Source organism: Enterobacter sp. CPE_E1241 (assembly GCF_045618265.1).
GTDB classification, from domain to species: domain Bacteria; phylum Pseudomonadota; class Gammaproteobacteria; order Enterobacterales; family Enterobacteriaceae; genus Enterobacter; species Enterobacter adelaidei.
The window spans coordinates 2,893,573-2,913,915 of the sequence record NZ_JBIWYV010000001.1; the positions used below are offsets into that span (position 1 = coordinate 2,893,573).

Annotated in this window: 21 protein-coding genes; 10 read left to right on the forward strand and 11 right to left on the reverse strand. The window is 54.3% G+C overall.

Annotated features, from left to right (window positions below; all coding sequences use genetic code 11):
- Positions 1-213 precede the first annotated feature (213 nt).
- Complete coding sequence (locus tag ACJ9Y9_RS14160) at positions 214-1,083, forward strand: MurR/RpiR family transcriptional regulator (RefSeq protein ID WP_028018637.1); 870 nt, start codon at positions 214-216, stop codon at positions 1,081-1,083.
- A 139-nt stretch (positions 1,084-1,222) separates the two neighbouring features.
- The gene (pyk, locus tag ACJ9Y9_RS14165; RefSeq protein WP_008500455.1) at positions 1,223-2,665 is read left to right on the forward strand and encodes a pyruvate kinase; all 1,443 of its coding nucleotides are present in this window, start codon (positions 1,223-1,225) and stop codon (positions 2,663-2,665) included.
- A 45-nt stretch (positions 2,666-2,710) separates the two neighbouring features.
- Here the strand turns inward: pyk and lpxM are convergent, their stop codons facing one another.
- The 3 genes from lpxM to znuA form a co-directional block, all read right to left on the reverse strand.
- Positions 2,711-3,682 (reverse strand): lauroyl-Kdo(2)-lipid IV(A) myristoyltransferase, encoded by a 972-nt coding sequence (lpxM, locus tag ACJ9Y9_RS14170; RefSeq protein WP_028018636.1) that lies wholly within the window; start codon positions 3,680-3,682, stop codon positions 2,711-2,713.
- Between the two features lie 120 nt (positions 3,683-3,802).
- Positions 3,803-5,122: a murein DD-endopeptidase MepM gene (gene mepM / locus ACJ9Y9_RS14175; protein WP_028018635.1), complete on the reverse strand. Its 1,320-nt coding sequence runs from the start codon at positions 5,120-5,122 to the stop codon at positions 3,803-3,805.
- 15 nt (positions 5,123-5,137) lie between these two features.
- Positions 5,138-6,082 (reverse strand): zinc ABC transporter substrate-binding protein ZnuA, encoded by a 945-nt coding sequence (gene znuA, locus ACJ9Y9_RS14180; RefSeq protein ID WP_028018634.1) that lies wholly within the window; start codon positions 6,080-6,082, stop codon positions 5,138-5,140.
- A 77-nt stretch (positions 6,083-6,159) separates the two neighbouring features.
- On the opposite strand from znuA, the gene znuC reads away from it, so the two are divergent.
- On the forward strand, positions 6,160-6,915 hold the full coding sequence (gene znuC / locus ACJ9Y9_RS14185) for a zinc ABC transporter ATP-binding protein ZnuC (protein WP_028018633.1): 756 nt from the start codon (positions 6,160-6,162) through the stop codon (positions 6,913-6,915).
- Positions 6,912-7,697, forward strand: a complete 786-nt coding sequence (znuB, locus tag ACJ9Y9_RS14190) for a zinc ABC transporter permease subunit ZnuB (RefSeq protein WP_028018632.1) — start codon at positions 6,912-6,914, stop codon at positions 7,695-7,697. The genes znuC and znuB overlap by 4 nt, the downstream gene beginning before the upstream one ends.
- A gap of 47 nt (positions 7,698-7,744) precedes the next feature.
- Here znuB and ruvB read toward each other — a convergent pair whose 3' ends face one another.
- The 6 genes from ruvB to aspS all read right to left on the reverse strand — a co-directional run bounded on the left by ruvB (position 7,745) and on the right by aspS (position 12,999).
- Positions 7,745-8,755, reverse strand: coding sequence for a Holliday junction branch migration DNA helicase RuvB (gene ruvB, locus ACJ9Y9_RS14195; RefSeq protein WP_028018631.1), 1,011 nt, complete (start codon positions 8,753-8,755; stop codon positions 7,745-7,747).
- Between the two features lie 8 nt (positions 8,756-8,763).
- Entirely contained in the window at positions 8,764-9,378 is a 615-nt protein-coding gene (ruvA, locus tag ACJ9Y9_RS14200) for a Holliday junction branch migration protein RuvA (protein WP_028018630.1), read from the reverse strand.
- Between the two features lie 79 nt (positions 9,379-9,457).
- Positions 9,458-9,979, reverse strand: a complete 522-nt coding sequence (gene ruvC, locus ACJ9Y9_RS14205) for a crossover junction endodeoxyribonuclease RuvC (RefSeq protein ID WP_014832404.1) — start codon at positions 9,977-9,979, stop codon at positions 9,458-9,460.
- 34 nt (positions 9,980-10,013) lie between these two features.
- A complete protein-coding gene (locus ACJ9Y9_RS14210; RefSeq protein WP_028018629.1) occupies positions 10,014-10,754 on the reverse strand; it encodes a YebC/PmpR family DNA-binding transcriptional regulator in 741 nt (246 codons plus the stop codon).
- Positions 10,755-10,781: 27 nt separating this feature from the next.
- Entirely contained in the window at positions 10,782-11,225 is a 444-nt protein-coding gene (gene nudB, locus ACJ9Y9_RS14215; RefSeq protein WP_028018628.1) for a dihydroneopterin triphosphate diphosphatase, read from the reverse strand.
- 1 nt (position 11,226) lies between these two features.
- A complete protein-coding gene (gene aspS / locus ACJ9Y9_RS14220; protein WP_028018627.1) occupies positions 11,227-12,999 on the reverse strand; it encodes an aspartate--tRNA ligase in 1,773 nt (590 codons plus the stop codon).
- A gap of 264 nt (positions 13,000-13,263) precedes the next feature.
- On the opposite strand from aspS, the gene ACJ9Y9_RS14225 reads away from it, so the two are divergent.
- The 5 genes from ACJ9Y9_RS14225 to cmoB are packed head-to-tail and all read left to right on the forward strand — an operon-like array spanning position 13,264 to position 16,846.
- Positions 13,264-13,830: a hydrolase gene (locus ACJ9Y9_RS14225; RefSeq protein ID WP_028018626.1), complete on the forward strand. Its 567-nt coding sequence runs from the start codon at positions 13,264-13,266 to the stop codon at positions 13,828-13,830.
- On the forward strand, positions 13,827-14,645 hold the full coding sequence (locus tag ACJ9Y9_RS14230) for a DUF72 domain-containing protein (RefSeq protein ID WP_028018625.1): 819 nt from the start codon (positions 13,827-13,829) through the stop codon (positions 14,643-14,645). The genes ACJ9Y9_RS14225 and ACJ9Y9_RS14230 overlap by 4 nt, the downstream gene beginning before the upstream one ends.
- Positions 14,646-14,697: 52 nt before the next feature.
- A complete protein-coding gene (locus tag ACJ9Y9_RS14235; RefSeq protein ID WP_028018624.1) occupies positions 14,698-15,093 on the forward strand; it encodes an MAPEG family protein in 396 nt (131 codons plus the stop codon).
- Positions 15,094-15,134: 41 nt separating this feature from the next.
- Positions 15,135-15,878 (forward strand): carboxy-S-adenosyl-L-methionine synthase CmoA, encoded by a 744-nt coding sequence (gene cmoA / locus ACJ9Y9_RS14240; protein WP_028018623.1) that lies wholly within the window; start codon positions 15,135-15,137, stop codon positions 15,876-15,878.
- Positions 15,875-16,846, forward strand: coding sequence for a tRNA 5-methoxyuridine(34)/uridine 5-oxyacetic acid(34) synthase CmoB (cmoB, locus tag ACJ9Y9_RS14245; protein WP_028018622.1), 972 nt, complete (start codon positions 15,875-15,877; stop codon positions 16,844-16,846). The genes cmoA and cmoB overlap by 4 nt, the downstream gene beginning before the upstream one ends.
- A 139-nt stretch (positions 16,847-16,985) precedes the next feature.
- Here the strand turns inward: cmoB and cutC are convergent, their stop codons facing one another.
- Together cutC and ACJ9Y9_RS14255 are read right to left on the reverse strand one after the other, a co-directional pair.
- Complete coding sequence (gene cutC / locus ACJ9Y9_RS14250) at positions 16,986-17,729, reverse strand: copper homeostasis protein CutC (RefSeq protein ID WP_028018621.1); 744 nt, start codon at positions 17,727-17,729, stop codon at positions 16,986-16,988.
- A 78-nt stretch (positions 17,730-17,807) separates the two neighbouring features.
- Entirely contained in the window at positions 17,808-18,368 is a 561-nt protein-coding gene (locus ACJ9Y9_RS14255) for a VOC family protein (RefSeq protein ID WP_028018620.1), read from the reverse strand.
- 239 nt (positions 18,369-18,607) lie between these two features.
- Here ACJ9Y9_RS14255 and argS point away from each other — a divergent pair, with 239 nt between their 5' ends.
- Positions 18,608-20,341, forward strand: a complete 1,734-nt coding sequence (gene argS, locus ACJ9Y9_RS14260; RefSeq protein WP_028018619.1) for an arginine--tRNA ligase — start codon at positions 18,608-18,610, stop codon at positions 20,339-20,341.
- Positions 20,342-20,343: the final 2 nt, after the last annotated feature.

Here is a 20,343-nt window from a genome sequence, read left to right on the forward strand (position 1 = left end):
TGCTTTCGGGGATGCAATGACGCAACAACCGTCGATTCTTTGCGCAACAAGGGCCCGGCAAAACCCGACGCCGATCAAGTAATGAAAAAAAACAACAACATTATCTTGTCGACTGTTACCCTTTATGGAAGCCACAGGGGTAATATCGGCTAAATCGAATCACGATTTCACCCATTTATGAAATCGTTTACACCCATGAGCGTCATGTTAACAATGAACATGCTGGAAAAAATCCAGTTTCAACTGGAACACCTTAGCAAATCCGAGCGAAAAGTGGCCGAAGTTATTCTCGCGTCTCCCGCTCAGGCGATTCATTCAAGCATCGCCGCTCTGGCGCAGGAAGCGAGTGTCAGCGAGCCAACGGTAAATCGCTTCTGCCGTAGCCTGGAAACGCGCGGCTTTCCTGATTTTAAACTGCATCTGGCACAAAGTCTGGCTAACGGCACACCTTATGTTAATCGTAATGTGGATGAAGACGACAGCGTTGATGCCTACACAGCGAAAATATTTGAGTCAGCCATGGCCACACTTGACCACGTCCGCCAGAGTCTGGATATGAGTTCGGTGAATCGAGCGGTGGATTTACTCACCCAGGCCAAGCGGATTGCATTCTTTGGTCTTGGCTCATCGGCAGCTGTGGCGCACGATGCCATGAACAAATTCTTCCGCTTCAACGTACCTGTTATTTATTCAGATGACATTGTGTTGCAACGCATGAGCTGTATGAATTGCAGTGAAGATGATGTCGTGGTACTGATTTCGCACACCGGACGCACCAAAAGCCAGGTGGAACTGGCCCAGCTGGCGCGTGAAAACGATGCCATGGTGATCGCTCTTACGACGGCGGGTACACCTCTGGCCCGTGAAGCGACGCTGGCTATTACCCTCGACGTACCGGAAGACACCGATATCTATATGCCGATGGTCTCCCGTCTGGCCCAGCTCACGGTGATTGACGTGCTGGCGACCGGTTTTACCTTACGAAGGGGCGCAAAATTCAGAGATAACTTGAAGCGTGTCAAGGAAGCGCTTAAGGAATCGCGTTTTGATAAAGAATTGCTTATAAAGAGCGATGTTCCCTGATAGTTGATAACAAGACGTAACGAATAATTACGATGTAACGATTTACGGCATTCGGTCCACTCTCTGCCGCCTTGCGGCAAATGAAGGCCGATTCAATGTTCACGCAACACCAAAGTTGTTTCAGTCAACGGAGTAATACATGTCCAGAAGGCTTCGCAGAACCAAGATCGTAACCACCTTAGGCCCGGCCACCGATCGCGATAATAATCTCGAAAAGATTATCGCCGCAGGTGCCAACGTGGTGCGTATGAACTTCTCTCACGGTACGCCAGAAGATCATAAATTACGTGCCGATAAAGTGCGTGAAATCGCAGCAAAACTGGGGCGCCATGTTGCCATCCTCGGCGATCTGCAAGGTCCTAAAATTCGTGTATCGACCTTTAAAGAGGGAAAAGTTTTCCTCAATATCGGCGACAAATTCCTGCTTGATGCCAATCTCGGCAAAGGTGAAGGCGATAAAGAGAAAGTCGGGATTGACTATAAAGGCCTGCCGGCTGACGTGGTACCTGGCGATATCCTGCTGCTCGACGACGGTCGCGTACAGCTGAAAGTGCTGGAAGTTCAGGGCATGAAAGTGTTCACCGAAGTCACCGTCGGCGGCCCGCTCTCCAACAACAAAGGTATTAACAAACTGGGCGGCGGCCTCTCTGCAGAAGCGCTTACCGATAAAGACAAAGCGGATATCGTTACCGCTGCGCTGATCGGCGTTGACTACCTGGCCGTCTCCTTCCCACGCTGCGGTGAAGACCTGAACTATGCGCGCCGACTGGCACGTGATGCTGGTTGCGATGCCAAAATCGTCGCTAAAGTTGAACGCGCGGAAGCCGTTTGCGATCAGGACGCCATGGACGACGTGATTCTCGCCTCTGACGTGGTGATGGTTGCCCGTGGCGACCTGGGTGTGGAAATCGGCGACCCTGAGCTGGTGGGTATCCAGAAAGCGCTGATTCGCCGCGCACGTCAGCTGAACCGCGCGGTGATCACCGCCACTCAGATGATGGAATCCATGATCACCAACCCAATGCCTACCCGTGCGGAAGTCATGGACGTGGCCAACGCCGTGCTGGACGGTACCGATGCGGTTATGCTTTCAGCGGAAACCGCGGCAGGCCAGTATCCTGCAGAAACCGTGGCCGCCATGGCGCGCGTTTGTCTGGGTGCTGAGAAGATCCCAAGCATTAACGTCTCTAAACACCGTCTGGACGTTCAGTTCGACAATGTGGAAGAAGCGATTGCGATGTCCGCCATGTACGCTGCCAACCACCTGAAGGGCGTTACCGCAATCATCACCATGACCGAATCTGGCCGTACCGCGCTGATGACCTCCCGTATCAGTTCCGGCTTACCTATCTTCGCCATGTCCCGTCACGAGCGTACGCTGAACCTGACGGCGCTGTATCGCGGTGTTACCCCTGTTCACTTCGATAGCACCAATGACGGCGTGGCTGCGGCACACGACGCCGTAAACCTTCTGCGTGACAAAGGCTATCTGGTATCCGGTGATATCGTCATCGTGACCCAGGGTGATGTGATGAGCACCATCGGCTCAACCAACACCACTCGCGTTATGACAGTCGAGTAAGTCAGTCTCTGTTAAAAAGCCCTCTCCTTTCAGAGAGGGCTTTTTTTATTTCGTTGGAAAAAGCTCTTTGCGTTTATACGGCTCTTTTTCGCCTGGCTTACGCGTTTTAAGCAGTTTCAGTATCCACGTGTACTGCTCCGCATGCGGTCCCACCAGTATTTCCACCTCTTCGTTCATTCGACGCGCAATGGTGTTATCGTCTGCAGTGAGCAGATCATCCATCGGCGGGCGAACTTCAATGCTCAGACGGTGGGTATTACCGTCGTAGACCGGGAAAAGCGGAATAACACGGGCACGGCACACCTTCATCAGACGGCCAATCGCAGGTAGTGTCGCTTTGTAGGTCGCGAAGAAATCCACAAACTCACTGTGTTCCGGGCCGTGATCCTGATCCGGCAAATAGTAGCCCCAGTAGCCCTGACGTACGGACTGAATAAACGGCTTGATACCATCATTGCGCGCATGAAGGCGACCACCAAAACGGCGACGTACCGTATTCCACACGTAATCAAAGATCTTGTTACCCTGATTATGGAACATTGCCGCCATTTTTTGTCCCTGCGACGCCATCAGCATAGCTGGAATATCAACGCCCCAGCCGTGCGGAACGAGAAAAATGACCTTCTCGTTGTTGCGACGCATCTCATCAATGATTTCCAGACCTTTCCAGTCAACGCGATCCATAACTTTCTCCGGCCCTTTCAGCGCCAGTTCAGCCATCATCGCCATCGCCTGTGGCGCAGTGGTATACATGGCATCAATAATGGCCTCCCGCTCTGCGTCGCTCTTTTCCGGGAAACAGTAGTAAAGATTAATTTGCGCGCGGCGACGGGCACTTTTACCTAAGCGTCCGGCCAGGCGACCTATTTTGCCCAGCACAGGATCGCGTACAGAAGCTGGTAACATCGCAATACCCGCAAATGCATAAACGCCAAGCCAGGCCCCCCAGTTACGCGGGTGACGGAAAGATTTTTCAAACTCGGGAATGTATTCAATATTGTTTTTTTGGGTTTCCATGCTGGATCCAGGGTCTGATGACGCAAAATTTTATTCAGATAGTGTAGCGAGGCAGTCGCCCACGCACAAAAGAAAAAGCCGGCGCACACTGACACCGGCTTTTTAAACAACACAGAAGGCTTAGTCTAAGCTCAGCTGCGGCACCACCTCTTTCACCTGCGCCAGGTAATCAGAACGATCTTTACCTGTCAGGCCTTCGGTGCGCGGCAGTTTCGCCGTCAGCGGGTTCACGGCTTGCTGGTTGATCCATACTTCATAGTGCAGGTGCGGGCCGGTAGAACGTCCGGTATTGCCTGACAGCGCGATACGGTCACCACGTTTCACTTTCTGACCCGGTTTGACCAACAACTTGCGCAGGTGCATATAGCGAGTCGTGTAAGTACGACCATGACGCACCGCAACATAGTATCCAGCTGCTCCGCTGCGTTTGGCCATGACCACTTCACCATCACCCACAGCCAGTACCGGTGTACCCTGCGGCATAGCAAAATCAACGCCACGATGCGGTGCAACACGCCCGGTGACCGGGTTCAGACGGCGCGGATTGAAGTTAGAGGAAACGCGGAACTGTTTCGCCGTCGGGAAGCGCATGAAGCCTTTCGCAAGACCTGTACCGCTGCGGTCATAGAACTTGCCGTCTTCAGCACGAATCGCGTAGTAATCTTTGCCCTCTGAGCGCAAACGCACGCCCAGCAGCTGGCTCTGCTCGCGCTTACCCTCCAGCATTTCGCGGGACATCAGAACTGAAAACTCATCACCTTTCTTCAGCTTGCGGAAATCCATCTGCCACTGCATGGCTTTTATGACAGAACTGATTTCAGCGCTGGTCAACCCTGCATCTCGGGCACTGGAAACAAAGCTTGCGCCCACGGTCCCTTTCATAACGCTATTGACCCAGTCGCCCTTCTGCATTTCGCTGGTCATTTTGAAACCGTTTGCAGTGCGTTCGTAGGTGCGGGTTTCGCGGCGAGACATTTCCCAGGTCAGACTCTGCAGATCGCCATCTGCCGTTAATGTCCATGAGAGCTGTTGCCCTATTTTCAAATTACGGAGATCTTTATCTGCAGCCGCCAGCTGGCTGATATTGCCCATGTCGATGCCGTACTGGTTCAGTACGCTACTCAGCGTATCCCCGGTAGAAACAACGTATTCGTGGGTCCCTGCGTCGCTCTCGGTTTTATCGTCCAGTTCATCTTGTGGGATAGCTTCATCTTCCTGAGCCGCCTGATCGATAGGCTCACTGGCTTCAGGCAGCAAAGAACGGATTTCGCTCTTTTCGAGCTCGATGGTTTTGATGATAGGGGCAGAACTCGGGTGGTAAACATAGGGCCGCCAGACGGCGACCGCTAAAGTGAGAACTGTAAGCGACCCCAGCATAACGCGATGGGGTCGAGGCAGATTGTTAAATGCCAGGGCGACAGAGCGGGCTATCTGTTGCACGTATTCACTTCCTCGTTAATCTCCTTTCAGGCAGCTCGCATACTGGTTCGCCAGTTGGCTGAGAAACTGCGAATAGCTCGCTTTGCTCAACTGGATATTCGTTCCTAGCGGGTCAAGGGTCCCCATGCGCACGGATGTCCCCCTGGCCACGGCTTCTACGACCGCTGGCCTGAACTGTGGCTCAGCAAAAACGCATGTCGCTTTTTGCTCAACCAACTGTGTTCTGATTTCATGTAAACGCTGCGCACCAGGTTGAATTTCAGGGTTGACGGTAAAATGACCCAGCGGGGTCAGACCGTAGTGTTTTTCGTAATAGCCATAGGCGTCATGAAAAACGAAATACCCTTTTCCTTTCAACGGTGCGAGCTCAGTACCTACCTGCTTATCGGTTGCGGCTAATTGTGCCTCAAAATCCTTCAGGTTGGCGTCTAGTTTGGCTCGACTTTGCGGCATAAGTTCCACTAATTTGTCATGGATTGCAACCGCTGAAAGCCGCGCTATCTCTGGGGATAACCAAAGATGCATGTTGTACTCGCCGTGATGGTGATCTCCATCACCTTTTTCGCCGTCTGCAGCATGATGGTCATGTTCGTCGCCGTCGTCATCCGACCCTTTCATGAGCAACGGTTTCACGCCAGGGAGTTCGGCAATCGCGACCTGTTTTTCGTCAACTATCTGTTTCGCTGACTTCTGCATAAACGCTTCCATTTCCGGACCAATCCAGACGACTAAGTCCGCGTTTTGTAAGCGCTTTACATCTGACGGGCGCAGGGAATAGTCATGCTCGGATGCACCATCAGGGAGCAGAACCTGGGTTTCCGTTACCCCGTCTGCAATGGCAGATGCGATGAATCCAAGCGGTTTAAGCGAAGCGACAACCGCAGCGTTAACATCTTGTGCGGTTGTACCCCAAAGGGCAGCGGATAATGCTGCGAAAAGAAGCGTATTTTTATGTAACATAATGCGACTAATCATCGTAGTGAATGCGTGGAATGTGATATTATAACATTCGTTGACTTCTTCAAGCTTAAAATGACATGACGACATTGGTTTCTCTTGAAAATATTTCGGTCTCATTCGGGCAGCGCCGCGTCCTCTCTGACGTGTCGCTGGATCTGAAGCCCGGCAAAATTCTGACGCTGCTCGGTCCCAATGGCGCCGGAAAATCTACCCTGGTGCGCGTGGTGCTGGGTCTGGTCGCACCCGATGAAGGCGTGATCACGCGCGAGGAAAAATTGCGTATTGGCTATGTGCCGCAAAAACTTCACCTCGACGCCACGCTGCCGCTGACGGTCAGCCGTTTCCTGCGTCTGCGCCCCGGCACCCGTAAAGCCGATATTCTCCCGGCACTGAAACGCGTGCAGGCGGGCCATCTTGTCGATGCGCCTCTGCAAAAACTGTCCGGCGGTGAAACGCAGCGAGTTTTACTCGCCCGCGCGCTGCTGAGCAGCCCGCAGCTGCTGGTACTGGATGAGCCGACTCAGGGTGTGGATGTGAATGGTCAGGTTGCGCTTTATGATTTGATCGACCAGCTACGTCGAGAGCTTGATTGCGCAGTGCTGATGGTGTCCCATGACCTGCATCTGGTCATGGCAAAAACTGACGAAGTGCTGTGTCTCAACCACCATATTTGCTGCTCCGGCACGCCTGAAGTGGTGTCAATGCATCCGGAGTTTATCTCCATGTTTGGCCCTCGCGGTGCTGAGCAACTGGGCATTTATCGCCATCATCATAATCATCGCCATGATTTACAGGGACGAATTGTCCTGCGCCGGGGAAATGGACACTCATGATTGAACTGTTACTGCCCGGCTGGTTAGCCGGGATTATGCTTGCCTGCGCCGCGGGCCCACTCGGCTCGTTTGTTGTCTGGCGCAGAATGTCCTATTTTGGCGATACCCTGGCGCATGCCTCTCTGCTGGGCGTCGCTTTTGGTCTGTTACTGAACGTCAACCCTTTCTATGCGGTGATTGTAGTCACGCTGCTCCTTGCCGGGGGGCTGGTCTGGCTGGAAAAACGCCCACACCTGGCCATTGATACACTGCTTGGTATCATGGCGCACAGTGCCCTGTCGCTGGGTCTGGTCGTCGTGAGCCTGATGTCGAACATCCGCGTCGACCTGATGGCCTACCTGTTCGGCGACCTGCTGGCCGTGACGCCAGAAGACCTGATCTCTATCGCCATTGGTGTCGTCGTGGTGCTCGGCATTCTGCTCTGGCAGTGGCGTAATTTGCTGGCGATGACCGTAAGTCCGGATCTGGCGTTTGTTGACGGCGTGAAATTGCAGCGCGTGAAGTTGCTGCTGATGCTGGTAACAGCGTTGACCATTGGTGTGGCGATGAAGTTTGTTGGAGCGCTGATTATTACCTCCCTGCTGATCATTCCTGCAGCAACAGCGCGCCGCTTTGCCCGCACGCCAGAACAGATGGCCGGTGTGGCCGTTCTCATTGGGATGGTTGCGGTAACAGGTGGGTTAACCTTCTCGGCGTTTTATGACACGCCTGCAGGGCCGTCTGTGGTGCTGTGTGCAGCGGTGCTGTTTATTTTCAGTATGATGAAGAAGACGGCAAGTTGACATCGAGGGCGCTGATGCCCTCTCCCGGCGGGAGAGGGAATTAAACATTATGGCATTGCCGGTGGGGTAATGCCGAAATGATTCCACGCCCGCACCGTTGCCATACGTCCACGCGGGGTGCGCTGCAGGAAGCCCTGCTGGATCAAATACGGTTCGAGCACATCTTCAATTGTCTCGCGCTCTTCCCCAATTGCCGCCGCCAGGTTATCCAGCCCGACCGGGCCGCCAAAGAATTTGTCCAGCACCGCCAGTAGCAGCTTGCGGTCCATATAGTCAAAACCTTCAGCATCGACATTCAGCATATCCAGCGCCTGAGCAGCAATCTCGGCGGAAATGGAACCATCATGCTTCACTTCGGCAAAGTCACGCACGCGGCGCAGCAGGCGGTTGGCAATACGCGGTGTCCCGCGCGAGCGCTTCGCCACTTCAAACGCGCCCTCTTCGCTCATTTCCAGCCCCATATAGCGGGCGCTACGGCCAACGATGTGCTGGAGGTCCGCCACCTGGTAAAACTCAAGACGCTGTACGATGCCGAAACGGTCTCGCAGCGGAGAGGTCAACGACCCGGCGCGGGTTGTTGCGCCAATCAGGGTAAACGGTGGCAGATCGATCTTGATAGAGCGCGCAGCCGGCCCTTCACCGATCATGATATCCAGCTGGTAATCTTCCATCGCCGGATAGAGCACCTCTTCCACAACCGGCGACAGGCGGTGAATCTCATCGATAAACAGCACGTCATGGGGTTCAAGGTTGGTCAGCATCGCCGCCAGATCGCCTGCTTTCTCCAGCACCGGGCCGGAGGTAGTACGCAGGTTGACCCCCATTTCATTGGCGACGATATTCGCCAGCGTGGTTTTCCCCAGTCCCGGAGGACCAAAAATCAGCAGGTGATCGAGTGCATCGCCGCGCAGTTTTGCCGCCTGGATGAAAATCTCCATCTGGGAACGTACCTGCGGCTGGCCAATGTACTCATCAAGCAGCTTCGGGCGGATCGCACGATCCACCACGTCTTCTGCCTGAAGGGAGCCTGCCGATACCAGGCGATCTGCTTCAATCATCCTTTACCTCACAATGCAGCGCGCAGCGCTTCACGAATCAGAGTTTCACTGCTGGCATCCGGTTTGGCGATTTTACTCACCATACGGCTGGCCTCCTGAGGTTTATAGCCCAGTGCCACCAGCGCAGCAACCGCTTCCTGCTCGGCGTCATCATCCGTCGCTGGCGCGCCAGGCGAGGTCAGCACCAGATCGGTCGCAGGGGTAAAGAGATCGCCATGCAGCCCTTTGAAGCGATCTTTCATTTCGACAATCAGACGCTCGGCGGTTTTCTTGCCGATACCCGGAAGCTTAATCAGCGCTGCGGGATCTTCGCGCTCAACGGCATTCACAAACTGTGGAGCTGACATACCGGAGAGAATTGCCAGCGCCAGCTTCGGTCCGACGCCGTTGGTTTTAATCAGCTCGCGGAACAGGGTACGTTCCTGTTTGTTGTTGAAGCCGTACAGCAGTTGAGCATCTTCACGCACCACAAACTGAGTAAAGACAATCGCCTCTTTATCCGCGTCCGGCAGCTCGTAGAAGCAGGTCATCGGCATATGGACTTCATAGCCCACGCCACCCACTTCCAGCAGCACTAACGGGGGTTGTTTTTCAATGATGATGCCTCTGAGTCTGCCTATCACGTGACGCTCCTGCGTTCTGGAAAAATTAACTGCCGACATAATAAAAAAAGGCTGGATAAACATCCAGCCTGATTTTTCATTATCGTAACCTGCCTCGCGCCAGATTGAGCCGCGACTCGCTCATTTGCATCGCGTTCTGGCTGACGTGACAGTGGGTAATCGCGATAGCCAGCGCATCCGCGGCGTCCGCCTGCGGGTTCGCGGGGAGCTTTAGCAAGGTTCGCACCATGTGCTGCACCTGGCTTTTCTCCGCGCTGCCAATCCCCACCACCGTCTGCTTGACCTGCCTTGCCGCGTATTCGAACACCGGTAAATCCTGGTTTACGGCAGCAACAATGGCCACACCGCGCGCCTGACCAAGCTTTAATGCCGAATCAGCGTTTTTGGCCATAAAGACCTGTTCGATGGCGAAATAGTCTGGCTGGAACTGGGTGATAATTTCTGTCACACCTGCGTAGATCAGTTTCAGGCGTGACGGCAGATCGTCCACTTTGGTGCGAATACACCCGCTGCCGAGGTAGGTTAACTGGCGTCCCACCTGACGGATAACGCCATAGCCGGTGACGCGTGAGCCGGGGTCAATCCCGAGGATAATCGACATCACGCGTCTCCCGTTAACGGTTTACACGCTCTCATCAGAGAGTCGCTGCAACCTCATCAGAGATTTCACCGTTGTGATACACTTCCTGCACGTCGTCGCAGTCTTCGAGCATATCGATCAGACGCAGCAGTTTCGGTGCAGTTTCCGCATCCATGTCCGCTTTGGTTGATGGGATCATAGACACTTCAGCGTTGTCTGCTTTCAGACCCGCCGCTTCCAGCGCGTCACGTACCGCACCCATCTCTTCCCACGCGGTGTAGACGTCGATTGCGCCATCATCGAAGGTCACAACGTCTTCTGCACCGGCTTCCAGTGCCGCTTCCATGATCACATCTTCGTCGCCTTTCTCGAAGGAGATCACGCCTTTCTTGCTGAACAGATAAGAAACGGAACCATCAGTTCCAAGGTTACCACCGGTTTTGGTAAACGCGTGACGCACTTCGGCTACGGTACGGTTACGGTTGTCGGACAGACACTCAACCATGACCGCAGTACCGCCAGGGCCGTAACCTTCATAAATGATGGTTTCCATGTTCGCGTCTTCATCACCGCCCACGCCACGTGCGATTGCACGGTTCAGGGTGTCACGCGTCATGTTATTAGACAGCGCTTTATCAACCGCCGCGCGCAAGCGCGGGTTAGAAGCCGGATCGCCGCCGCCCAGACGTGCCGCTGTTACCAGTTCACGAATGATTTTGGTAAAGATTTTACCGCGTTTGGCATCCTGTGCCGCTTTACGGTGTTTGGTGTTGGCCCACTTACTATGACCTGCCATAAAAAGTTCTCCAAAAATCGCGCCTTCTCAGGCTGCGTTAATTACAAATTCTTCAATCGCCTGCCGGTTGCTCCACGACTTGGTCAGAGCGGCGGCATCCGCCGCACTTACCCAGCGGTAGGTCAGGTGTTCGGTAAACACAACCTCACGTTCGTGGGGGAGTGCAAGACAGAACCACGATTCCGTATTCCGCTCGGTACCCGGCGCATAGCGATGACGTAAATGGCTAAAAATTTCAAACTCCACCGTGCGCTGACAGTCCTTCAGGGTCAGTTGCTCGCGGGCAACATCAATGGTGACCTCTTCCTTTACTTCACGCGCGGCGGCCTGCAGCGCGGTCTCCCCCTCTTCCAGACTGCCAGTTACCGACTGCCAGAAATCAGGGTCATCGCGCCGCTGCAACATCAGCACCCGCTTCGTGTCTTCTGCATAGATGACCACCAGGACCGAAACGGGCAGCTTATATGTCATATCAGTTTTTCTCTTCCTTCTTCACCACTTCAATGCCCAGCTCGGCCAGAGAGGCCGGGTTAGCAAAACTTGGTGCTTCGGTCATCAGACACGCCGCGGCAGTGGTTTTCGGGAAGGCAATAACATCACGAATGTTATCGGTACCGGTCAGCAGCATGGTCAGACGGTCAAGACCGAAGGCCAGACCCGCGTGCGGAGGCGTACCGTATTTCAGGGCGTCCAGCAGGAAGCCGAATTTCTCGCGCTGCTCCTGCTCATTGATGCCCAGAATGCCGAACACGGTCTGCTGCATGTCACCGCTGTGAATACGCACGGAACCACCGCCCACTTCGTAGCCGTTGATGACCATATCGTAGGCGTTCGCCACCGCGTCTTCCGGTGCGGCTTTCAACTCAGCGGCAGTCATGTCTTTCGGCGAGGTGAATGGGTGGTGCATTGCGGTCAGACCACCTTCACCGTCGTCTTCAAACATTGGGAAGTCGATAACCCACAGCGGTGCCCATTTGTTCTCGTCGGTCAGGTTCAGGTCTTTACCGAGTTTCAGACGCAGGGCGCCCATCGCATCGGCAACCACTTTCTTGTTGTCCGCGCCGAAGAAGATCATGTCGCCGTCCTGCGCGCCAGTGCGCTCAAGGATCGCTTCCACGATGTCCGCGTTCAGGAATTTCGCGACCGGGCTGGTGATACCTTCCAGACCTTTTGCACGTTCGGTGACTTTAATATAGGCCAGACCTTTCGCGCCGTAGATCTTGATGAAGTTACCGTAGTCGTCAATCTGCTTACGGCTCAGTGCCGCACCGCCTGGTACACGCAGTGCAGCTACGCGGCCTTTAGCATCATTAGCCGGGCCAGCAAATACCGCAAACTCAACGGATTTAACCAGATCAGCAACGTCCACCAACTCCATCGGGTTACGCAGATCTGGTTTGTCAGAACCGTAGCGACGCTCAGCTTCAGCGAAGGTCATGATTGGGAAATCACCCAGTTCAACGCCTTTCACGTCGTTCCACAGGCTACGTACCAGAGCTTCCATCACTTCACGCACCTGCTCAGCGGTCATGAAGGAGGTTTCCACATCGATCTGGGTAAATTCTGGCTGGCGATCAGCACGCAGGTCTTCGTCACGGAAGCATTTTACGATCTGATAGTAGCGATCGAAACCAGACATCATCAGCAACTGTTTGAACAGCTGTGGAGACTGTGGCAGCGCGTAGAATTTACCTTTATGCACGCGGGATGGAACCAGGTAATCGCGCGCGCCCTCCGGCGTGGCTTTGGTCAGCATCGGGGTTTCGATATCCAGGAAACCGTGGTCATCCATAAAGCGACGCACCAGACTGGTGATTTTCGCGCGGGTTTTCAGGCGCTGAGCCATTTCCGGGCGACGCAGATCCAGGTAGCGGTACTTCAGACGTGCTTCTTCAGTGTTGACGTGGTTAGAGTCCAGCGGCAGCGCTTCAGCACGGTTGATAATCACCAGATCGGACGCCAGCACTTCAATTGCGCCAGTCGCCATGTCTGCGTTGACGTTTTTCTCGTCACGCGCACGAACGGTGCCGGTGACCTGAATGCAGAACTCATTACGCAGCTCAGAAGCCAGTTTCAACGCATCTGCGCGATCCGGATCGAAGAACACCTGAACGATACCTTCGCGGTCACGCATATCAATGAAGATAAGGCTACCAAGATCACGACGGCGGTTGACCCAACCACACAGGGTTACCTGCTGTCCAACGTGGGACTGACGCAGCTGCCCGCAATATTCTGTACGCATGAGATATCCCTTAATTAGCCGCAGGCTAAATGTCGCCTGGTATGCAGGCTACTATGTCGCAGCTTTCTGTATGTCACAACTGGATGAAAAAAGGCGGCTATTATACTGGAAATTCCGCCGGACGATAAGAGCGAACCTCGGCCTGACGGTCGTTTGCTGCACTCTTATTGCGCATTCTCACAAAAATTAACAAAATTATCCGACCGGTAACAGGCCATCACGTCGTATGGTGTAGCGGAAGTGATTAATTTAACTGGAGTGACTATGTTAACACTCGATACCAGCAAAACCGCGCTTGTCGTCATTGATTTACAGGAAGGCATCCTGCCTTTTGCCGGAGGCCCGCACACCGCAAATGATGTGGTCAGCCGCGCCGCTCGCCTGGCGGAAAAATGCCGCACAAGCGGAGCGCCTGTTGTCATGGTGCGCGTCGGCTGGTCCGCCGATTTTGCCGAAGCCTTAAAACAGCCCGTCGATGCGCAGATTGCGGCGCATTCGCTACCGGAAAACTGGTGGACGTATCCGGTCTCACTCGGCAAGCGTGACAGTGATATCGAAGTGACTAAACGCCAGTGGGGTGCATTTTACGGTACCGATCTGGAGCTGCAGCTGCGCCGTCGCGGAATCGACACCATCATTCTTTGTGGCATTTCCACCAACATCGGCGTGGAATCTACCGCCCGCAACGCGTGGGAACTGGGCTTTAACCTTGTGATTGCAGAAGATGCCTGCAGCGCGGCCTCCGCGGAACAGCACCTGGGCAGTATGACTCACATCTTCCCACGCATCGGTCGTGTGCGCAGCACTGACGAGATTTTAAACGCGTTATGATGTATGTGGGCCTGCCTCAATGGTCGCACCCGAAATGGGTGCGCCTTGGCATCACCAGCCTTGAGGAATATGCCCGACACTTCAATTGCGTCGAGGGTAACACCACGCTGTATGCACTACCCAAAGCAGAGATTGTTGAACGCTGGCGCGAACAAACAACCGATGATTTCCGCTTCTGCTTTAAGTTTCCGGCAACCATCTCCCATAACGCGGCCCTGCGTCACTGCGACGATTTGACCGCCGAGTTCTTGAACAGAATGTCGCCGCTGGCAAACCGCATAGGTCAGTACTGGCTGCAGCTTCCCGCCGTCTTTGGCCCACGCGATCTGCCCGCGCTCTGGGAGTTTCTGGATACACTTCCCAGGGAATTTACCTATGGTGTAGAAGTCAGGCATCCTGCATTTTTTGCCAAAGGTGAAGAAGAGAAAGCGCTCAATCGAGGCCTGCTTGAGCGCTCAGTCAACCGTGTGATCCTCGACAGCCGTCCGGTGCATAGCGCCATTCCGCATAGCGAAGCCATCATTGATGCGCAACGCAAAAAGCCCAAAGTGCCTGTTCATGCCATCGTGACGGCTCATCACCCTATGGTCAGGTTTATCGGCAGCGATAACATGCAGCAAAATCAGGAGATGTTCGCCGTCTGGCTGCAAAAATTAGCGACGTGGGAACAGACCACCACGCCATATCTCTTCCTGCACACCCCGGATATCGCGCAGGCACCTGAACTGGTCGATGCTCTCTGGCAGGCCTTGCAGGCTGCGGTACCGTCCGTGGGCAGCGCCCCCGTCATCCCACAACAATCTTCTCTTTTCTGATATCACCCCCTATCATAGTAAAGTGCCATCTGCCAAAAAACAGGGAGTTTGTATGGTCAGCGCGCTGTATGCGGTATTAGGTGCATTGCTACTGATTAAGTTTTCATTTGATGTTGTGCGCCTGAGAATGCAGTACCGCGTTTCTTACGGTGACGGCGGATTTTCCGAGCTACAAAGCGCTATCCGCGTTCACGGCAATGCGGTCGAATACATCCCGGTGGCGTTAATTTTGCTGCTGTTTATGGAGATGAATGGCGCAGAAACCTGGATGGTGCACATCTGTGGCCTGCTTCTGCTTGCCGGCCGACTAATGCATTATTACGGTTTTCACCACCGCCTGTTTCGCTGGCGTCGTTCCGGCATGAGTGCGACGTGGTGTTCACTTTTGCTGATGGTGCTGGCTAACCTTTGGTATATGCCGTGGGAGTTGGTTTTCTCCTTCCATTAGCGCACAATACGCCACTTTATTTTTCCCGGATTTTTTACGTTATGTCAGATCGCGACACGCTTTTTTCCGCGCCTATCGCCAGCCTGGGCGACTGGACCTTCGATGAACGGGTAGCCGAAGTCTTCCCGGATATGATCCAGCGCTCTGTTCCCGGTTATTCCAATATTGTCTCTATGATCGGCATGCTGGCTGAGCGCTTCGTTCAACCCGGCACAAAGGTCTATGACCTGGGCTGTTCGCTTGGCGCGGCAACGCTGTCGGTACGTCGTAACGTTCACCACGAAGGCTGCCGGATCATTGCCGTGGATAATTCCCCGGCAATGGTTGAACGCTGCCGTCGCCATATTGATGCTTACAAAGCCCCTACCCCGGTGGACGTCGTAGAAGGTGATATCCGTGAGATTGAGATCAATAACGCGTCGATGGTGGTGCTGAATTTTACCCTGCAGTTCCTGGTGCCTGAAGACCGTCAGCTGCTGCTGGACAAAATTTATAAAGGGCTGAACCCTGGCGGTGCGCTGGTCCTTTCCGAAAAATTCAGCTTTGAAGACGCCGAGGTTGGCGAACTGCTGTTCAATATGCACCACGATTTCAAACGTGCGAACGGTTACAGCGAGCTGGAGATCAGTCAGAAGCGTAGCATGCTCGAAAACGTGATGCTCACGGACTCCGTGGAGACCCATAAAGCGCGTCTGCGTCAGGCAGGATTTGAGCATAGCGAACTGTGGTTCCAGTGTTTCAACTTTGGCTCCCTGGTGGCACTGAAAGCGGGGGTTCCTGCATGATTGAGTTCGGCAACTTCTATCAGCTGATTGCGAAAAACCACCTTTCCCACTGGCTGGAAACCCTGCCGGCGCAGATTGCTACCTGGCAGCGCGATCAACAGCACGGCCTGTTAAAGCAGTGGTCAAATGCAGTGGAGTTTCTGCCTGAACTGACACCTCACCGTCTGGATCTGCTGCATAGCGTGACCGCAGAAAGCGCAGAGCCTCTTTCCGCCGGGCAGACTAACCGCATCGAAACGTTGATGCGAAACCTGATGCCATGGCGCAAAGGACCGTTTTCACTTTACGGTGTGAACATCAATACCGAATGGCGCTCAGACTGGAAATGGGATCGCGTTTTGCCGCATCTGTCCGATCTGACCGGACGTACCATTCTGGATGTCGGCTGCGGCAGTGGTTACCACATGTGGCGCATGATTGGCGCAGGTGCGCATCTGGCAGTGGGCATTGATCCGATGCAGCTGTTCCTGTGCCAGTTTGAGGCAGTGCGTAAATTGCTGGGTAACGACCAGCGCGCACACCTGCTGCCGCTGGGTATTGAGCAACTGCCAGCCCTTAAAGCCTTTGATACCGTGTTTTCCATGGGCGTGCTGTACCACCGCCGTTCCCCGCTGGAGCATCTATGGCAGCTTAAAGATCAGCTGGTCAGCGGTGGCGAACTGGTGCTGGAAACGCTGGTTATCGAAGGTGATGAGAATGCGGTTCTGGTGCCGGGTGACCGTTACGCGCAAATGCGAAATGTCTACTTCATCCCTTCCGCGCTGGCACTAAAAAACTGGCTTGAGAAGTGCGGGTTTGTGGATGTACGCATTGCAGATGTCTGCGTGACGTCAATCGAAGAACAGCGCCGCACCGACTGGATGATTACCGAATCGCTGGAGCAATTCCTTGACCCGGCCGATCACAGCAAAACCGTTGAAGGCTATCCTGCGCCGATGCGTGCGGTGTTGATTGCCACGAAGCCGTAGCCTTTTAGCCGTTGGTGGCCAACGCAGCTGCGGCTTGAAATATGAAGGATAAAAAAAGGCCCCTGTTGAAATTGCAGGGGCCTGGTACAAGCAAGCATCATATTGGGCGACATGATGCGCGGTAAAAATCGGTACGTTGCTACACGTGATGACGCTCAATCAGCGACTTCATTTCCGCAACCGACTCTCCCTCTACACCGTAGCGTGAATACTCATCCGCTTCAGCATCTGTCGACATTGACAACCCTGTATTGCGATAACGCATGGGAGACGGCATCCACTTGCCTGCCGAGCTGTGAAGCTCCTCTACCCCGGCGTTTAAAAACCGTTCCAGATTGCTGGCACGGACACCCGCACCCGCCATTATTATTGGAACACCAGAATGGGCTTTTAGTTCCGTAATTAATTGCAGACCTTTTTCCGCAGAGGACTGCTGCCCCGATGTCAGAATGCGTGCCACGCCCAGTTCGGTAAGCGAATCAAATGCTTGAAGGGGGTCTTTGCACATATCAAATGCGCGATGGAAAGTCACTGCCATCCCTTTCGCGGCATCCATGACCTGGCGCATACGTGGCATATCGACCTGACCGTCTTCATCAAGCAACCCGATAACCAGCCCGGGAAATCCCAGTTCACGAACCAGAGTGATATCTTCAAGCATGGCACTGAACTCGCCCGACGTGTAACAAAAATCGCCGCCGCGAGGACGAATAATCGGGTGAACGGGAATGGTGACGGCCTGACGGGCAGACTTTAACATGCCGTAGGATGGCGTCAGCCCACCCTCTTTGGGTGCCGCGCACAGTTCGATGCGATCAGCACCGTGTTTTTGCGCAGTCACGGCACACTCCACGCTGTAACAACAAATCTCCAGCAGTGCCATTTAATCCTCCTGACATCCCACTAAACGAATCATCATGACACGCCGCCCGTTTTTAGTCCCGGCGTTAACTCACAACTCTCACGCTTCACTGGCAACAATCTGCTCAATGGTCCACGGGTGAAACTTCACGGTGACCTGTCCGTCCGTGACGGCCAGCGTCGGGTTAGGTAAACGCTCGCGTTCGCCTTTGGGTGAACTCGTTTTGACAAAAATCCCCGGTTTGCTTAAGCCTTCATCAGATAACAAGGCCAGTGCGCGCGCGTTCAGTGTTTCTGGCTCACCCGGCAGAACAATTTCAATATGCTCCCAGCCTTCGTGCGGATAACGTTTTTCCCCCGGCCACGGCAGTTCGACAACGGTGAATTGCCAGTGCGCTACCTTCACGGGTTCATGCAGTTTAAACAGGCATATTGGGCGACCGTTAATAATGTTCTCAGAGAGCAGCTCACCGCACTGTTCAAAACCTCGACGCCAGCGCTCGGCGGTCGCATTTTGATGACAGCGCAAAGAGATGTGATCCGCTTCAAGCGGTGCGATATCCAGACCAAGGCGGGTGGCAAGTTCTGTGAACGCCTGGGTGAAGCGCGGTAAATCTGCGGAAATATCATGCAGTTCGTCAATGGAATACCAGTTCGCCATAAGTCAGTCTCTTTTCATGTCGCAAAGCCGCTAATTTACTCTGTTGCCCAGTTTTGACCAACCGCAGAATACGGCTTTTTATGACTGCATGATTATGCACGCCTTCTTAGCCTGGATTCTGAACAATCTTCGGCCCGCGCAATGCTGACGCCAGAGGGCATTTGCAGTATACTCCCGCCCTAAATTCTATAACTGGCGCGGGTGGTTGTGAGCCCGCATCAAAAAAGTAAGGTATCCAGGTGAATATTCAGGCTCTTCTCTCCGAAAAAGTCAGTCAGGCACTGATTGCCGCAGGTGCGCCTGCGGATTGCGAACCGCAGGTTCGTCAGTCAGCAAAAGTACAGTTTGGCGACTATCAGGCTAATGGCGTGATGGCAGTGGCTAAAAAACTGGGCATGCCGCCGCGACAACTCGCTGAGCAGGTACTGACGCATCTGGATCTCACCGGTATCGCCAGCAAAACCGAAATCGCCGGTCCGGGCTTTATCAACATCTTCCTGGAACCTGCTTTCCTGGCAAGCCACGTTGACGCGGCGCTGAAATCTGACCGTCTGGGTGTCTCCCAGCCGGAAGCGCAGACCGTTGTGATCGACTACTCTGCCCCGAACGTGGCGAAAGAGATGCACGTGGGTCACCTGCGCTCCACCATCATTGGTGATGCTGCCGTGCGTACCCTTGAATTCCTCGGTCACAAGGTGATCCGCGCAAACCACGTGGGCGACTGGGGTACCCAGTTCGGTATGCTGATTGCTTACCTGGAAAAACAGCAGCAGGAAAACGCGGGTGAAATGGCGCTGGCGGACCTGGAAGGGTTCTACCGCGAAGCCAAAAAACACTACGACGAAGACGAAGCCTTTGCCGAGCGCGCGCGCAGCTACGTGGTTAAACTGCAGGGCGGCGACCAGTACTTCCTCGAGATGTGGCGCAAGCTGGTTGACATCACCATGTCTCAGAACCAACTCACCTATAACCGTCTGAACGTCACCCTCACCCGTGACGATGTGATGGGTGAAAGCCTCTATAACCCAATGCTGCCGGGCATTGTGGCTGACCTGAAGGCCAAAAATCTGGCAGTTGAGAGCGAAGGCGCAACGGTCGTGTTCCTTGATGAGTACAAGAACAAGGAAGGTGAACCGATGGGCGTGATCATCCAGAAAAAGGATGGCGGCTATCTCTACACCACTACCGATATCGCCTGTGCAAAATACCGTTACGAAACGCTGCATGCCGACCGCGTGCTGTACTACATCGACTCCCGTCAGCACCAGCACCTGATGCAGGCGTGGACCATCGTGCGTAAAGCCGGTTACGTGCCGGATTGCGTTCCGCTGGAACACCATATGTTCGGCATGATGCTCGGTAAAGACGGCAAGCCGTTCAAAACCCGTGCGGGCGGTACCGTGAAGCTGTCCGACCTGCTGGACGAAGCGCTGGAACGCGCCCGTCGCCTGGTGGCGGAGAAGAACCCGGATATGCCTGCCGATGAGCTGGAAAAACTGGCGAATGCCGTGGGTATCGGTGCGGTTAAATACGCGGATCTTTCCAAGAACCGGACCACCGACTATATCTTCGACTGGGATAACATGCTGGCGTTTGAAGGCAACACGGCGCCGTACATGCAGTATGCCTACACCCGTGTGCTCTCTGTATTCCGTAAAGCCAATATCGACGAAAGCGTACTGGCGAATGCTGCCGTGACCATCACTGAAGATCGCGAAGCGCAGCTGGCAGCGCGTCTGCTGCAGTTTGAAGAGACACTGACGGTTGTGGCGCGAGACGGAACACCGCACGTGATGTGTGCTTACCTGTACGATCTGGCAGGCCTGTTCTCCGGCTTCTACGAGCACTGCCCTATCCTGTCTGCGGAAAGTGACGCGGTACGTAACAGCCGCCTGAAGCTGGCGCAGCTCACGGCGAAGACCCTGAAGCTGGGTCTGGATACCCTGGGTATCGAAACCGTAGAACGCATGTAATA

Coding starts and splice junctions, on each gene's coding strand:
- ruvB (WP_028018631.1), bottom strand. CDS start 8,755: ATGATTGAAGCAGATCGCCTGGTATCGGCAGGCTCCCTTCAGGCAGAA.
- cmoA (WP_028018623.1), top strand. CDS start 15,135: ATGTCAGATCGCGACACGCTTTTTTCCGCGCCTATCGCCAGCCTGGGC.
- ACJ9Y9_RS14225 (WP_028018626.1), top strand. CDS start 13,264: ATGTTAACACTCGATACCAGCAAAACCGCGCTTGTCGTCATTGATTTA.
- znuC (WP_028018633.1), top strand. CDS start 6,160: ATGACGACATTGGTTTCTCTTGAAAATATTTCGGTCTCATTCGGGCAG.
- ACJ9Y9_RS14230 (WP_028018625.1), top strand. CDS start 13,827: ATGATGTATGTGGGCCTGCCTCAATGGTCGCACCCGAAATGGGTGCGC.
- znuB (WP_028018632.1), top strand. CDS start 6,912: ATGATTGAACTGTTACTGCCCGGCTGGTTAGCCGGGATTATGCTTGCC.
- ACJ9Y9_RS14210 (WP_028018629.1), bottom strand. CDS start 10,754: ATGGCAGGTCATAGTAAGTGGGCCAACACCAAACACCGTAAAGCGGCA.
- cutC (WP_028018621.1), bottom strand. CDS start 17,729: ATGGCACTGCTGGAGATTTGTTGTTACAGCGTGGAGTGTGCCGTGACT.
- ACJ9Y9_RS14160 (WP_028018637.1), top strand. CDS start 214: ATGAACATGCTGGAAAAAATCCAGTTTCAACTGGAACACCTTAGCAAA.
- znuA (WP_028018634.1), bottom strand. CDS start 6,082: ATGTTACATAAAAATACGCTTCTTTTCGCAGCATTATCCGCTGCCCTT.
- pyk (WP_008500455.1), top strand. CDS start 1,223: ATGTCCAGAAGGCTTCGCAGAACCAAGATCGTAACCACCTTAGGCCCG.
- nudB (WP_028018628.1), bottom strand. CDS start 11,225: ATGACATATAAGCTGCCCGTTTCGGTCCTGGTGGTCATCTATGCAGAA.
- ACJ9Y9_RS14255 (WP_028018620.1), bottom strand. CDS start 18,368: ATGGCGAACTGGTATTCCATTGACGAACTGCATGATATTTCCGCAGAT.
- aspS (WP_028018627.1), bottom strand. CDS start 12,999: ATGCGTACAGAATATTGCGGGCAGCTGCGTCAGTCCCACGTTGGACAG.
- cmoB (WP_028018622.1), top strand. CDS start 15,875: ATGATTGAGTTCGGCAACTTCTATCAGCTGATTGCGAAAAACCACCTT.
- ACJ9Y9_RS14235 (WP_028018624.1), top strand. CDS start 14,698: ATGGTCAGCGCGCTGTATGCGGTATTAGGTGCATTGCTACTGATTAAG.
- ruvC (WP_014832404.1), bottom strand. CDS start 9,979: ATGTCGATTATCCTCGGGATTGACCCCGGCTCACGCGTCACCGGCTAT.
- lpxM (WP_028018636.1), bottom strand. CDS start 3,682: ATGGAAACCCAAAAAAACAATATTGAATACATTCCCGAGTTTGAAAAA.